This window comes from Priestia sp. P1_B12_1, assembly GCF_056406695.1.
The window spans coordinates 940,503-954,008 of sequence record NZ_JBFTZR010000002.1; the positions used below are offsets into that span (position 1 = coordinate 940,503).

A 13,506-nucleotide genomic window follows, 5' to 3' on the forward strand; every position below is an offset into this window, starting at 1 on the left:
TATGACGGCTAAACAGAAGAGATATAAAAAAACAAAGGGAACTAGTCGTTTCCTTACCGATAAAAAAGCGCTTCGTATAATTACGTAAGCGCTTTTATTTTTATTCTACATCTGTTAGGGGCCGATATTGTTCAGAGGTAATTAAATCACCTTCCATAAGAACATAAGGGTGTGTTTCCATCAAAATAGTTTGGAGATACTCCGGCATCCTCTCTGCTTTGTATGCACAAATTAACGGAAAGGAGAGTTTATTTACTGCATCATCCACGATTCTTTCAAAATCTTCAATGAGATGTAAGGGATCTTCCATCGTACTCCATTCTACATGTGCCCATGATCTAAAAGAAAGTTTATTTTCTAGATAGAGCTGTACACTCTTCTCAAAGTAAGCAAGAATAGCAGGAGGATGATAACTACCACTTGAATAATAGAAATCAAAGTTGTTTATACGATGGATTTTTTTCATTTGATCTGTTGTTAAGAGTGCTTTTAAATGGTTATGAATAAAAGGATAAAAACGGTCATTTTCAATAAGAAGAATGCAATCTCCAGCAAGAATCCCCTCTTGAATATAACTTACAGCTTGTTGTATATACGTTTCTTGCTGGTCATAAGAATACAGTATATGAACACTCTTTTGTTCTGCAAACAACTGATTCATTTTACTTTTTAACATACAATCCCTTCTTTCTTCTCGCTTTCTCATTATACGTGAATTATGTATCTAGAATACAGTGGTATTTTATTGAATTTTCAAAAAATAATAAAAGTGCAGAAAGTTCACTTTTAAAATACTTCTCTAAATTCCGTCCCTAAGGGAAACCTTGTTAAATTAAGGTTGTATAAAAAGCTGTATGTTCCGTAAATATAGAACTCAACAAACCCCACGTGGCACAAGTGGTTCTATTTATTCTGTGTACAGGAAGAGTGATTATGTTAACTAAGGATATATATCTTAAGCTTAAAACCACAAAAGATTCCTTACAATTCCTGTTATATCAAGTAAATAAATTATGTGGTTTAATAAATTAAAAAAACTTTTAAAAGAAGTACATTATGGGGGTTACAGCAAAGAATTTATTGTTATTTATTTTATGGGGAGGTTTAAGTGCCCTTATTTTTCAATTAGTCTCTCCTTCAAGCCTTTTAGTTCAATGTATACTTATATTTTTTATTGGATCTATTGGAGAATATTTAGGAAATTATCTAAGAAGCACACGTGAAAAATGGATAAGATAAAATACTCTTATTTAAAAAGGTTTGAATACTGATAATACGTTTTATGGTAACTAAAGAAATATACATTATTAAAGTTAAAAAGCAAAAACCCCCTTCTCTCTAAGGCGGTTTTAGCTCTTACGTGACTTTATCCAATGACACCTTTTGGCATCTTGGTTAGTATGCTCCAATTACGATTCTTTCATTCACATAAAATTAAAAGAGACCTGTAGACCAGGCCCTCTTGTTACCTTTTTTCCTTTTCAATATAAAAATCTGGGTGTTGATAGTTCTTCTCTAAAAAGGTTTTCTGTTCTTTTTCAGCAAGCTTATTATTTTCAACGGTATTGATATAAGCATCATAAGTGGCGAAGCCATAAAGGGAAGGGAAAAACAGTAACCATTCTGCATTTAATACGTTAGTAGCCTTTCGGATTTCGCCTAAAAAGAGAAGAGAAATAGCTTCAAGAAGATGAGAATAGTAAAAGAAAACAACCGTCCAAGTAACGATAAAAAAAGCAACGATTATTCGATGAATATAAAGCTGACCTAAACCTGGCATAAATAAAGACCATACGATAGACATAAGAGGATTTCTTTTATCCAAGTAGTTAATCTCCATAGATCCTATACTAAAGGAATTAAAGGTGTGATTTTCTCTTTCAGCTAAGACATATATTTTATTTAAATCAACTGTCGTTCGATAACTATCCCATATGGCAAAGATATAAACCGGAATATAAATGAGAAGCCATCTAGTGTTTAGTGACTCTTTGGCCATGTCTATGTCTCCTTGAAAGGAATGAATCATAGCCACGTTTATATTAGACTGAAGGTTAATAACAACCTCCCAAATAAATAAAACAAAGCCTCTAAGATATTTGGATAAAAGTAAATGTCCAAAACCGGGAAAAGCTGCTGACCACCAAGCTATGATGTAAGGATTTCTTAAGTGAATTTGAGTGGTTCCAAATATACTAACGTGGGCTATATAGCGTCTTGCCGTATTATCATTTTTATAATTGTCCATATATGTTCTCCTATGGAATTGTTATAGGATTGGGAAAATGTATTTTACATCTTTAATCCATAATTAACATACTGTAATATATTTATTCCGTTTTCCACATTTAAAATAGCTAAAAAACCTTCATGAAACAAAAAGGTTTCTTAGCTATTTATAAAATCTTTTCATAATTTCTCTAGAACACTTAATTAATCATAATATTCCGTCTTTTAACTACAATTTGTAAACGCTATCATATATACTATATTTAGGTTGTATAGCACGCGTGGCTATCAACGTATGTGGCGTAGGCGGAGCCAGTACAGAATGGAAAGTGCTTATCATATAAACATCAGTTGTTAATTTATATGTATAAAAGATTGCTAGTTAGGCAATAATTAAGAATAAGAGCATGAACAAAGGGGGTAAAACGATTGAGCAAACAACAGGGTTTCTCTACATTTATTAAAGAAGAACGTTTTGACTTACATTCGTACCTTACCTATTTATTTATCAATGAGTGCCAGGAGAATGCAGTAAATGAGTTAGAAAAGGAACATGTAAGTCAATAAATTTTAAATGTTGAAAGGATTACGAATTATGGAAGAAAAAAAGTGTAGGTGACTTGATCTTTCTCAATGGAAGGAACAAGTCGCCTATTTGTGTTTCGTCTAGACATTCATTGTGTTAAAAAGCGAATATCTCTACTTCGTATAACTCTCTATTATATCTTCTTACCTTTAAGTATGTTATTGAAAATACAATAATTAAATATAAATTCCATAATAATTTATGTTTAGTATTATTTAAACAAATTAATCATCAATCTAATTAATTATAAATTTTATATCATTTAAAGAAGTAAACATATAAAGTTTGTTATTAAAATTAAAGTTGTACTATTTACTTAATATGACGACAAATAAGAAGTTTTTCTACAAGGTATGTAATAGTTAACACTATTTTTAATAAAGTGCGTTAACTATATACATGAAGTATTGTACTTATAATGAATATAAAAACGACCAATATTGTATTGGTCGTTTTTCACAAGATAAACCTACTTGTTCAGATGTCTTTAAGTATTATATGTTTCTCTACTTTATTCATCTAAAATGATAAAGGTATACTTATTTCACTTTCACATTAGTTTTATTCACTCTATTTTTTCTAATAGAGTTTGCTGTATTCCATGTTTGTTTTCCATTCCCAACCTCATAACATTTTTGTTATATGCGTTATAAAAAATATGCATTTCATTTATAAAAAAGCCTAATGTACCATAGAAGAGGATTAAGTTTCAAGAAATTAACTGGAGGTAATTAGTATGGTCAATCGTAATAAATTGTTTCTATTTGCACTTATACTAGCTGCATTTAACCTTAGGCCAGGTCTAACTTCAGTTAGCCCAGTATTACATGGAATAACGAAGGATCTAGGTATGAGTTCTACTTTAGCTAGTTTGCTCACTTCCATTCCTTTGTTATGTTTTGGTTTTTGTTCGTTATTTGCTGGTCGTTTAGCAAATCGCTATCAACCAGAGAAGATGATTACTTTCGCTATAACTTGCATAGGTATTGCAACATTTCTAAGGGCCTTTACAAATTCTTCAATTTACCTGTTAATAACGGCTTTATTAATTGGTGCAGGAATTGGTGTTGTAAGCCCTTTGCTTTCTGGTTTTATTAAAAGTCATTTTCCAGACAAGGCAGCATCGATGATAGGCATATACTCTACTTCAATGGTAGTGGGTGCATCTATTTCTATTGGGCTAACAACACCACTTCAACACTGGTTCAATAATTCATGGAAAAATGGATTAGCATTTTGGAGTATTCTTGCTCTACTCGCTATTCCACTTTGGCTTATGGTAATAAAACAATCCCGTATTCCTGTAAGTGATTTTTTACAAAAGACGAAGGCTTCTTTACCATTAAAAAACAAAAAAGCCTGGCTATTAACTTCTTTTGTAGGGATTGTAACTCTTCTATTTTACTGTTTTGCAGCATGGCTACCAGCCATTGTAGAGGAAAAAGGGTGGACACCAGCATTTGGTGGTCTTGTAGGTACAATTGCTATGATTTCACAGCTACCAGCTACTCTTTTATTACCTAGTCTTTTAAAAGTGCTACCGAGCAGAAGGTTTTGGATTACAACCTTTACCTTAAGTATAATAATTGGTTTATCCCTTTTATGTTTTACAAACGTAACACCTATTGTTTCAAGTATATGTTTAGGAGTTGGTGCCGGTGGTCTTGTGTCGCTAACTTTGTTGTTACCATTAGATATGGCATCTTCCCCTCTAGAAGCAAGTACTTGGTCAGCAATGACTCAAGCAATTGGATATATGATTGGTGCAGTCGGCCCATTTATAATTGGATTTCTGCATGATTATCTAGGAAGTTTCGTTCCGACATTATATCTTCTTATAATTATAGGATTCATTGCCATCTTATTAGGGTGGAAAATCACCAAACCAGCTAAAGGTAAAACAGAGGGCTTACCTGTGAAATAAAAACCACGAAGTAAATCGTGGTTTTTATTTTAGCTTTTAAAAAAGCTAAACAACTTTCAAAGTATAGAATGATATTACTGTGTGCAGGAGAAGGTTTAGCCACATGAATACATTTGGTCAGATAAATAGTAGCGATTATATAGAATCACACATGGATACCGCCTACTAATAAAGACTTATATTACTCGATTATTAGCTTAAGACATATTTTTCACATTTCTGAGGTGACGTTATGGATTTACATGATTTAACAGGCCATCTTATTCATCGAACAGATGTAAGAGCAATGAATTATTTCAAGAAAAAGCTCAAACCTTATGGCATGACTCCAGTACGATGGAGCATCATGAGTGTTCTAGATTCTCAAAAAGGGATCACCCAAACAGAACTAGCAGAAGCAATTGATAAGAAACAAACAACTATTGTAGAAATGATTTATGCGATGGAGGAAAAAGGACTCTTAAAAAGAATATACAGTAAACGAGATCGTCGCTTACACTATCTATTTCTTACAGAAAAGGGGGAAGAGTTAAAGAAAATTCTTTCACCTTTAGTTGAAGACGCTCACCTCTTCATCACGCGTCAATTAAGTAATGAAGAAAATACTCAACTAAAGACATTGTTAAACAAGGTATATAACGGTATACAATAAGCCGTGTTACTGAATATTCCTTATAAAGAGAAACCTTTTTTTATAAGCATTCAATAAATACTCTTCCTAGCCACTACCATTCATAAATAGTAGAAATAAAAAAGACAGCCACTTTTTGAATCAAACAGCTGTCTTTTTTATATGCACTAAATAGCAACACATGTTTATTTAAGTACTATTTAAGCATCTTCTTGAGCAAAAAGGGTACGAGCTGTTTGGATAAAAGCATCTGTCGCTTTGGATATATCTTTCATATCTAGCACTGCTATATTGATATCTCTATACGTATCTGGTTTTAACTCACGAACAACAACTTGGTCTGGCAACCACCAAATATTTTGTTTTGTTGTAATGGTAATTCCTAACCCTTCTTGTATCATACTTAATCCTGTCTCTATATAATCCATCTCAAACCGTACTTTAGGAGTCAAGTTATACTCGTTGAATAGAGCATGAATCTGTACCTCATAACCGCATTTTCCAATTAGTATATCTTCACCTTGTAGGTCAGGAATACTTATTGTTTCTTTCTGAGATAAAGGATGGCTTGAGTGCATAAGTACAATCAGTTGATCTTTAATTAAAGGTAAGGTATCAAAATCTTTATCAGGAGGAATGATAATTCCTACATCAATGCATCTGGAACGTAACCACTCTTTTACTTGATCTACACTACCTTCCGAAAGCTTGATTTCTATACCAGGATACTGACTTTCCATTGCACGTATGATCTTAGGAATAAACCTAGTACAAGCAGTTCGGTAAGCGCCAATGTGTACCTTTCCAATTTCTAACCCCTGTTCAGCCACAATTAATTCATCTACTTTTTGTAATTCACTCAGGATTGTTCTAAAAGTAATTAATATTCTCTCTCCTACATCTGTAAAAGATATTCCATTCTTCTTATCTCTTTTAATTAACTTCGTTCCTAATTCCGATTCAATTGTTGCAACGGTACGACTTACCGCAGGTTGTGTCATATGTAGCTCTTCACCGGCTTTTGTAAAACTTCCTGTTTCTGATATCCGGACAATAAGTTCAATTTGTGATTTGTTCATATCAATTTTGTTATCTCCTATATAATTAATATGCATTTCATTTGTATTAGAATCCAATGTATCATGAAAGAGAATTAAACTTCAAGAAATTAACCGAAGATAATTAGGATTAGCGATTGTAATAAATTATTTTCATTTGTGCTTATAGTACTGTTTTGAGGATTTTATTTTTAAAGTGCATTTGGCTTTAGCAATACTATATAATGATCCATCAGGAAAATGAGATCTCTATAGTATACTTGCAACTATAATTTTAGCTTGTACTCATATGGGGTATCTAATTCATTCAGAAAAAGGGGTACTAACAATGGAGGATAACTCGAAGTTACAGCAGGCGACAAAAATATATAAAGCACTCGGTGAACCGACCCGATTAAAGATTGCTCGTTTGCTTGCTAATGAAGCAAATTTATGTTGTTCGGATATTGGGACAAAACTTGAATCAATTGCTGGATCAACTTTATCCCATCATTTAAAACAATTAACTGATTGCGGACTTCTGAGTACTTATAAAGAAGGCACATATATATACTACAGCCTAGACCGTGAGTTAATTGGAAAGTATGCTCCATATGTAATGGAGTAATTTCTCTTAGTTCTATATTTCTATACTTAAGGAAATATAGAACTAAGAGGTATGATTTTTCTTGTCTGGATTATGGCTAAATTGCTTGATAGGTATCCTCATCTAAATTCTGAGTATATCCATTACTAGTACTTTAGATAAAAAGGCTAAAGCAAATCATCTATCATTATTATAAGCGCGTTAAATTCATGTTGTGTCACCTTTATAAAACATTTCTGAAGAAATTGTAAAGGTCCCTTTGTCTACGTGCAAAAATCAGCTCTTTACAGCTAATTTTTCAAAAGCTCGGTTAATGTATGAACTTAAATCTATATTTCTAGAAATACCAAAATATAAAACAAAAGGAGAATGAATAATGGCAATTAAGCCTGTTGATTTAAAGAAAGCATACCGTTTATTACAAGTAGGTCCAACAACCATGATTTCTGCTAAACACAATGGGATAGAAAATGTAATGGCAGCCGCTTGGGTCGGTCTGGTGGGAAATAATAAAGTGATGGCGTTTATCGGCAAACAAGCTTTCACACGTGAACTCGTTGAAAAGAGTGGTTATTTTGTAGTACATGTTCCAACTGTTAAACAAATGGAAACTGTCTTGTATGTTGGTGAGCACAGCTCTAAAGAAATAGACAATAAACTTGATAAGATCTCACTATTTTACCAAGAAGAGTTTGATTTACCACTAGTTGAAGGTTCCGCTGGCTGGCTAGTATGCAAGGTTCTTCCAAATTCTGAAAATGAACAAGAACATGATCTTTTCATGGGTGAAATTGTTGGTGCTTGGAGTGATGATCGAGTATTCAACAACGGACATTGGATTTTTGATGATGCTCCTGATGAATTGCGTACAATACACTATGTTGCTGGCGGTCAATTCTATGCTATTGGAAAAGGTACTAAATTTAATCACGGACCTGGTACAGACTAAATAAATTGGTAAAGAAAACTCTCACAGTCTCATTTTGGTTAGATGAAATGGCCAAAGAGGAAATGCTTTTGAGGATGGACTGAGTCTTAAGAACAAGTAAAAATCAGCCTTACAAAAAAAGTGGCCTTTCTCTAACGAGAAAGGCCGCCCATATTGTTTACTTATTTTGTTCGAGAGTTACATTTTCAACTACCACAGCTTTTTCAGAACCTGTAACTGAATTGGAACTTGTTCCTGTCTCCATTGTAAAGGCCAGTATAACAACGGCTGTCAAAGCAAGTCCTCCAACAGCATAAGCAGCGTAACGCTTTAAGCTCTTTACAGTTAATTTTTCAAACGCTCGGTTAATTTGCAAGATGTCAGTAGAGTATAAAAAGTTAGCTTCTTAATTCATGGTTAATGCCTGCATCATAGAAAAATTGTTAATACTGCTTTTAGATTAATTTTCTTTTAAATGATACCCTTTGAACTCGTAACCGTACACGCTCGTCAACTCTACAAAGCTCTTATAGGAATAAGTGATAGCAACCGGTGTGCCTACTTGGACTTTATCATAAAGCTTTTCGATGTCTGCATTATGCATTCTTACGCACCCTTGACTCACATATTTTCCAATGCTACTTTCATTGTTATTGCCGTGAATACCGTATGTATCACCATACGTACCGTTTGCATTTAATCCTAACCACCTTTTTCCTAATGGGTTGCGAGGATCGCCCCCAGGAATATGTCCTGTATAGTAAGGACGGTTTTTAATTTTGTTTACCACTTTAAAGAAGCCAACAGGTGTTTTATCCCATGTTTTTCCCGTTGCTACTGGATCAAACATTTCAATATAGCCATTGTGAAAATAGGCAAGCTTGTTGTAGTACTTGTTAATAATATCAAATCTTGATTCGTAGGCTTGCTTGCTGCTTCTGTTTTCACCTGATTTACTCCACATAATGCGACCATTAATAAGGTAAGAACGGTCATTGATTTCATGAAAATGTTCTTCATAAAAACTCTCCTCTTTTTTATATTTTTATAAGAAATAAAAAAGCACCTTTCAATTAGAAAGATGCTTTCTCGTCACCATCATTTATAAATAAAACCCTAGTTAATCGATTATTTTTTAAGTGAGGCTTTTCTTCTATTATGATTTTTAGTTATTTAAGCTTGAAAATAGTCCGTTTAGTTCTAACGATTGTAGGAGAAAATGTGTTAAAATATTCCGGAAAAAGGAGTGGTGAACCATGGAAAAAGTAGTAAAAGCGATTCAAGACGAGTATCCGGATGATTTTGCATGGTGTTACGGCTGCGGCCGATTAAATCAAGACGGCTATCATTTTCGGACAGGGTGGTTAGAAGAAAAAACCATTACCCTTTATACACCTAAGCCTGAACATACAGCCATACCAGGATTTGTTTATGGCGGACTTCTTGCATCACTGATTGACTGCCATGGAACAGGCTCTGCATCTCTTGCTCTATATCGTAAAAATGGCTACGAAATAGGAGATTCAGCAGAGCCGCCGCGATTTGTTACCGGTTCTCTCCACGTAGATTTTAAAAAACCAACGCCGCAGGGTGAAGTACTAAAAGCAATAGGAACGGTTGAAGAAATTCACCCGAAGAAATGGAGAGTTAAAACAGAAGTATACGCAAGCGACATCATTGTTGCGACCGGAGAAGTTGTGGCAGTTGTTATGCCAAGTACGTTTAAACGCAAAGAAGACTAAAAATGCAAAACAGTTACATAAAAAGGGAGGAAAAGGGATGGGTAAATGTAATTTAGACCACTCGGCAGAAGATGTCCAACAGAAGTTTAACTCGCAGTCACAATGGCTGCCAGAAGATATTCGCTCGTTATTTCATGAGTTTCTCGTACGAAATCCTTCGCAAACAACATTAAACGAGATGTTTCACTTGCTGAAGAAATATGATTTGGTTGATGAACAAGAAAGAAAAGAGCGAGATCGAAAAATCAAATGGCTGATATTAAATAAAGAAGATACGAAGGCTTAATTTTTTAAGTGACATAGATTTAGCCAATTGAAGGTATTTGAAACATTGATAAACGAGATTAAGATATAACTACATTAACCCAATCTAAAGACGCACAAATTGAATACATGAGCTAGTATCGACTGCTTGTTACACCGCAGTTGATTTCCGTGCAAGACTTCGCTTTCCGCGGGAGGCCGGTAAGCCTCCTCGTCGCATACGCTCCTGCGGGGTCTCACCTGTTCCGCTTTCCCGCAGGAGTCTTCGTCTTGCCCTCCAATCAACAACTAGAAGCAACTACATACAGTAAACCTGCGTTTACGACCACAATGAAAAAATCCGAACGAGGTCGATTCTCCAGCAAGAATCTCGCTTCATCGTTCGGATCTTTCTTCAAATAAAATACTTTTACCCCAGCCTCTTTTTAACGAGGTTAAAAGTAATCACCACCACTTAAACCCGTCGTCTTCTAACAAATGATTTGAAGCTGCTGGTCCCATCGTACCCGCAGTATAAAAATGAAGAGGAAAGCGTTCATCATTAAAAACTTCTAAAATAGGTTGCACCCATTTCCAAGATAATTCAACTTCTTCCCAATGAGCAAAAAATGTGGAGTCTCCCTGTAAAGCATCAACTAACAGCAGTTCATAAGCTTCGGGTACTTCTTTTTGATTTGTTGAGAAATTGATAAAAATAGGTTCGATTTTATTGTCATTCAAAGGGTTTTTGCTGTTTAATTGCAGTGATATACCTTCATTTGGGCTTATTTCGACAACCAAAAGGTTGGGAATAACTTCTTCATCTGTATAAACATCCTTTAAAGGATGTTTAAATTCAATGACGATACGCGTGCATTTTTTACTCATTCGTTTTCCTGTGCGAAGATAGAAAGGTACTCCTTTCCAAAGCTCATGATCAATCCATACCCGCACTGCTATAAATGTGTCATTAACGGAAGCAGCATTGATGCCGCGCTCATCTTTATATCCTATAACGGAACGATTTTGGATTTTTCCCGCTTCGTATTGACCTCTTATGACGTTCGAATGGATAAACTCTTTTTGTAGAGGGCGAAGGCTTTTCATAATTTTTATCTTTTGTTGGCGAGTCCTTGCGATGTTAAGTGTCTTTGGCAGCTGCATGGCAGTCATCATCAGCATTTGAAGCATATGGTTTTGGAACATATCCCTAATTGCACCAGACTCATCATAGTAAGGCGCTCTTTCTTCTACACCAACTGTTTCACTAGCTGTAATTTGAACATTTGCAACGTAGTGATGGTTCCATAGTGCTTGTAAAATAGGGTTTGCAGATGCTAGAGCCTCCAAATTTTGAATCATGGGTTTTCCCAGATAGTGGTCGATACGATAAATCTCTTCTTCATTGAACGTTTCAGTAAGCTTTTGATTTAACACTTGAGCAGATTGTAAATCGTGTCCGAAAGGTTTTTCGATAATAAGACGTTTCCAGCCTTTTGTAGATCCCAATCCGCCGCTATTTATATTTGAAGCAATAACGTCTACAAATTCAGGAGCCACTGATAAATAGAAAAGACGATTTTCAGGAATATTTAATTCTGCTTCGCCTTCTTGAATAGCATGCAGCAACTGTTCATATCCATCACTATTGGTAACATCCATTTTATGATAGCGAACTGTCTTAAGAAATTCTCTTATCCTGGATTCACCTTGTCTAAAGCGCCTTGAAAAAGTCTTTACTGATTCTTCTACATATATTTGAAAGGCATCATCAGACCAGTTGCTTCTATCCGTACCAACAATAGAAAAGGAAGAAGGAAGCTTTTTATCTAAAAATAAATTATATAACGCAGGAAAAATTTTTCTTTTAGCTAAATCTCCTGTTGCTCCAAATAAGATAAAGGTCATGGAATCCACTTCTGACGCTTGTGGTGAATGAGACTTGAGACAATTATCACGTGAACGAGCTACACTGCCCAATTGATCTCCTCCTTTATTTTAACGGTCTAGTGTAGTGAATATAGTCTTTTATCACCTTTACAGATTACAGTATAGCAGGTACAATTTTCCTTTATAAGTAGACACTTTATTTTCATATAGTGTCTAAAACTATACTATTACGCATAAAAAGGGAGGAAAAAGGATTGAGCAGACTCTTTAGCAAAACGTTTAACTGTGAAAAGGAATTAACGTTAACGATCATTGGTGGAAAGTGGAAAATGTTGATTATGTGGCACCTAGGAAAAGAAGGGACGAAACGATTTGGGGAGTTAAAGTCCATGATGCCGGGAATTACTCAGCGAATGTTAGTAAGTCAGCTGCGAGAATTAGAAGAAGATCAAATCGTTCACCGAAAAGTCTATCCGGTTGTCCCTCCAAAAGTTGAATATTCCTTGACTGAACACGGGAGAAGCTTGATGCCTATCCTTAAGAGCATGGATGAGTGGGGAAAAAATTATATGGAAACCGTTATAGAGCCTGAAATGAACAATTCCAGCCATATGGGTTAAAATCTTTTGTTGAAAAGGATAAAACTGTCCCTATTATTCAGAATTTTCTATAAATAAAAATGATACGCTGCATTGAAGCGTCCATAGTATATTTTTAGTGACTATATGTTTTAAAAGTGCCTACTTTTTTTTTGAAAGTAACGGTTTTACAATGAATTCATGCTAGACAACCCTATTTAATGAAGGAGTGAAGTCAGTATGGAACTTCAATTAGCATTGGATCTTGTAAATATTTCAGAGGCAAAAGAAGTAGTGCAGGAGGTTCAAGAGTATATCGATATTGTAGAAATTGGAACTCCAGTTGTGATTAACGAAGGGCTAAAAGCAGTCAAAGAAATCAAGGAAGCCTTTCCGTCTTTAAAGGTATTAGCTGATTTGAAAATTATGGATGCAGGTGCTTATGAAGTAATGAAAGCTTCTGAAGCGGGGGCTAGTATTATTACCATTCTTGGCGCTACTGATGATTCGACTATAAAAGGCGCTGTAGAAGAGGCCAAAAAACAAGGAACACAAATTCTTGTTGATATGATTAATGTAAAAAACCTTGAACAACGTGCAAAAGAAGTCGATGCACTCGGTGTTGACTATATTTGTGTACACACAGGGTATGATCTTCAAGCTGAAGGAGAAACCCCGTTCGAGCAGCTTCAAACGATTAAACGAGTTGTGAAAAATGCAAAAACAGCGGTGGCAGGGGGCATTAAACTGAATACACTTCCTGAAGTTGTGCAGTCACAGCCGGATCTTGTGATTGTAGGCGGGGGGATTACAAGTGAAAAAGACAAAAGAAACGTTGCAGAAGAAATGAAAAAAGTAGTCAAACAAGCAACTTTGGTCTAAAAATAAGCAAAAGTATTTAGACCTTCAAAATTAATTAATCGGTAAATGGTTGAAAAATAAGATAGCTAAGTTATTTTAGCTATCTTATTTCCGTCATTTTTAGTATAACCATTCATTGATAAGAGTCATTTTGATAGATAGATAGTTTCTTTAAAATTCGTTATTCGAAAGAAAAAGACGATGGTTTTTCTGGGATTTTAAAGTTAAGAAAGCGTTATCCGAACATTAG

14 protein-coding genes are annotated in these 13,506 nt (G+C 34.7%); 9 read left to right on the forward strand and 5 right to left on the reverse strand.

The window, feature by feature from the left end:
• Positions 1-100 precede the first annotated feature (100 nt).
• Positions 101-676, reverse strand: coding sequence for an MEDS domain-containing protein (locus AC1D0Y_RS10295; protein ID WP_028408083.1), 576 nt, complete (start codon positions 674-676; stop codon positions 101-103).
• 789 nt (positions 677-1,465) lie between these two features.
• A complete protein-coding gene (locus AC1D0Y_RS10300) occupies positions 1,466-2,248 on the reverse strand; it encodes a hypothetical protein (protein WP_028408084.1) in 783 nt (260 codons plus the stop codon).
• A 410-nt stretch (positions 2,249-2,658) separates the two neighbouring features.
• Here AC1D0Y_RS10300 and AC1D0Y_RS10305 point away from each other — a divergent pair, with 410 nt between their 5' ends.
• The 3 genes from AC1D0Y_RS10305 (at position 2,659) to AC1D0Y_RS10315 (ending at position 5,391) form a co-directional block, all read left to right on the forward strand.
• Positions 2,659-2,796 carry a hypothetical protein gene (locus AC1D0Y_RS10305; RefSeq protein WP_169305217.1) on the forward strand — a complete coding sequence of 46 codons (138 nt, stop codon included), beginning with the start codon at positions 2,659-2,661 and terminating at the stop codon, positions 2,794-2,796.
• Between the two features lie 755 nt (positions 2,797-3,551).
• Positions 3,552-4,739 carry an MFS transporter gene (locus tag AC1D0Y_RS10310; protein ID WP_060746782.1) on the forward strand — a complete coding sequence of 396 codons (1,188 nt, stop codon included), beginning with the start codon at positions 3,552-3,554 and terminating at the stop codon, positions 4,737-4,739.
• 232 nt (positions 4,740-4,971) lie between these two features.
• Complete coding sequence (locus AC1D0Y_RS10315) at positions 4,972-5,391, forward strand: MarR family winged helix-turn-helix transcriptional regulator (protein WP_060746783.1); 420 nt, start codon at positions 4,972-4,974, stop codon at positions 5,389-5,391.
• Positions 5,392-5,570: 179 nt separating this feature from the next.
• On the opposite strand, the gene AC1D0Y_RS10320 is transcribed toward AC1D0Y_RS10315, so the two are convergent.
• The gene (locus AC1D0Y_RS10320; protein ID WP_057241905.1) at positions 5,571-6,449 is read right to left on the reverse strand and encodes a LysR family transcriptional regulator; all 879 of its coding nucleotides are present in this window, start codon (positions 6,447-6,449) and stop codon (positions 5,571-5,573) included.
• A gap of 307 nt (positions 6,450-6,756) precedes the next feature.
• On the opposite strand from AC1D0Y_RS10320, the gene AC1D0Y_RS10325 reads away from it, so the two are divergent.
• Entirely contained in the window at positions 6,757-7,035 is a 279-nt protein-coding gene (locus AC1D0Y_RS10325) for an ArsR/SmtB family transcription factor (RefSeq protein ID WP_025753557.1), read from the forward strand.
• Positions 7,036-7,390: 355 nt separating this feature from the next.
• On the forward strand, positions 7,391-7,963 hold the full coding sequence (locus tag AC1D0Y_RS10330) for a flavin reductase family protein (protein ID WP_477707551.1): 573 nt from the start codon (positions 7,391-7,393) through the stop codon (positions 7,961-7,963).
• Positions 7,964-8,402: 439 nt separating this feature from the next.
• Here AC1D0Y_RS10330 and AC1D0Y_RS10335 read toward each other — a convergent pair whose 3' ends face one another.
• Positions 8,403-8,906 (reverse strand): L,D-transpeptidase, encoded by a 504-nt coding sequence (locus AC1D0Y_RS10335; RefSeq protein WP_051421052.1) that lies wholly within the window; start codon positions 8,904-8,906, stop codon positions 8,403-8,405.
• 292 nt (positions 8,907-9,198) lie between these two features.
• Between AC1D0Y_RS10335 and AC1D0Y_RS10340 the strand changes: the two genes are divergently transcribed.
• Both AC1D0Y_RS10340 and AC1D0Y_RS10345 read left to right on the forward strand, forming a co-directional pair.
• Positions 9,199-9,684 carry a PaaI family thioesterase gene (locus AC1D0Y_RS10340; RefSeq protein WP_028408088.1) on the forward strand — a complete coding sequence of 162 codons (486 nt, stop codon included), beginning with the start codon at positions 9,199-9,201 and terminating at the stop codon, positions 9,682-9,684.
• A gap of 37 nt (positions 9,685-9,721) precedes the next feature.
• The gene (locus AC1D0Y_RS10345) at positions 9,722-9,970 is read left to right on the forward strand and encodes a hypothetical protein (RefSeq protein WP_057241908.1); all 249 of its coding nucleotides are present in this window, start codon (positions 9,722-9,724) and stop codon (positions 9,968-9,970) included.
• A 422-nt stretch (positions 9,971-10,392) separates the two neighbouring features.
• Here AC1D0Y_RS10345 and zwf read toward each other — a convergent pair whose 3' ends face one another.
• On the reverse strand, positions 10,393-11,907 hold the full coding sequence (zwf, locus tag AC1D0Y_RS10350) for a glucose-6-phosphate dehydrogenase (protein ID WP_081085301.1): 1,515 nt from the start codon (positions 11,905-11,907) through the stop codon (positions 10,393-10,395).
• Between the two features lie 164 nt (positions 11,908-12,071).
• Here zwf and hxlR point away from each other — a divergent pair, with 164 nt between their 5' ends.
• Both hxlR and hxlA read left to right on the forward strand, forming a co-directional pair.
• Positions 12,072-12,437: a transcriptional activator HxlR gene (gene hxlR, locus AC1D0Y_RS10355; protein ID WP_028408091.1), complete on the forward strand. Its 366-nt coding sequence runs from the start codon at positions 12,072-12,074 to the stop codon at positions 12,435-12,437.
• Between the two features lie 198 nt (positions 12,438-12,635).
• Complete coding sequence (gene hxlA, locus AC1D0Y_RS10360; protein WP_013056245.1) at positions 12,636-13,277, forward strand: 3-hexulose-6-phosphate synthase; 642 nt, start codon at positions 12,636-12,638, stop codon at positions 13,275-13,277.
• Positions 13,278-13,506: the final 229 nt, after the last annotated feature.

What these genes read in the sequence shown, in the direction of transcription:
- AC1D0Y_RS10295 (WP_028408083.1), bottom strand. Translation starts at nt 676, where the DNA reads ATGTTAAAAAGTAAAATGAATCAGTTGTTTGCAGAACAAAAGAGTGTT.
- AC1D0Y_RS10300 (WP_028408084.1), bottom strand. Translation starts at nt 2,248, where the DNA reads ATGGACAATTATAAAAATGATAATACGGCAAGACGCTATATAGCCCAC.
- AC1D0Y_RS10310 (WP_060746782.1), top strand. Translation starts at nt 3,552, where the DNA reads ATGGTCAATCGTAATAAATTGTTTCTATTTGCACTTATACTAGCTGCA.
- AC1D0Y_RS10315 (WP_060746783.1), top strand. Translation starts at nt 4,972, where the DNA reads ATGGATTTACATGATTTAACAGGCCATCTTATTCATCGAACAGATGTA.
- AC1D0Y_RS10320 (WP_057241905.1), bottom strand. Translation starts at nt 6,449, where the DNA reads ATGAACAAATCACAAATTGAACTTATTGTCCGGATATCAGAAACAGGA.
- AC1D0Y_RS10325 (WP_025753557.1), top strand. Translation starts at nt 6,757, where the DNA reads ATGGAGGATAACTCGAAGTTACAGCAGGCGACAAAAATATATAAAGCA.
- AC1D0Y_RS10330 (WP_477707551.1), top strand. Translation starts at nt 7,391, where the DNA reads ATGGCAATTAAGCCTGTTGATTTAAAGAAAGCATACCGTTTATTACAA.
- AC1D0Y_RS10335 (WP_051421052.1), bottom strand. Translation starts at nt 8,906, where the DNA reads ATGTGGAGTAAATCAGGTGAAAACAGAAGCAGCAAGCAAGCCTACGAA.
- AC1D0Y_RS10340 (WP_028408088.1), top strand. Translation starts at nt 9,199, where the DNA reads ATGGAAAAAGTAGTAAAAGCGATTCAAGACGAGTATCCGGATGATTTT.
- AC1D0Y_RS10345 (WP_057241908.1), top strand. Translation starts at nt 9,722, where the DNA reads ATGGGTAAATGTAATTTAGACCACTCGGCAGAAGATGTCCAACAGAAG.
- hxlA (WP_013056245.1), top strand. Translation starts at nt 12,636, where the DNA reads ATGGAACTTCAATTAGCATTGGATCTTGTAAATATTTCAGAGGCAAAA.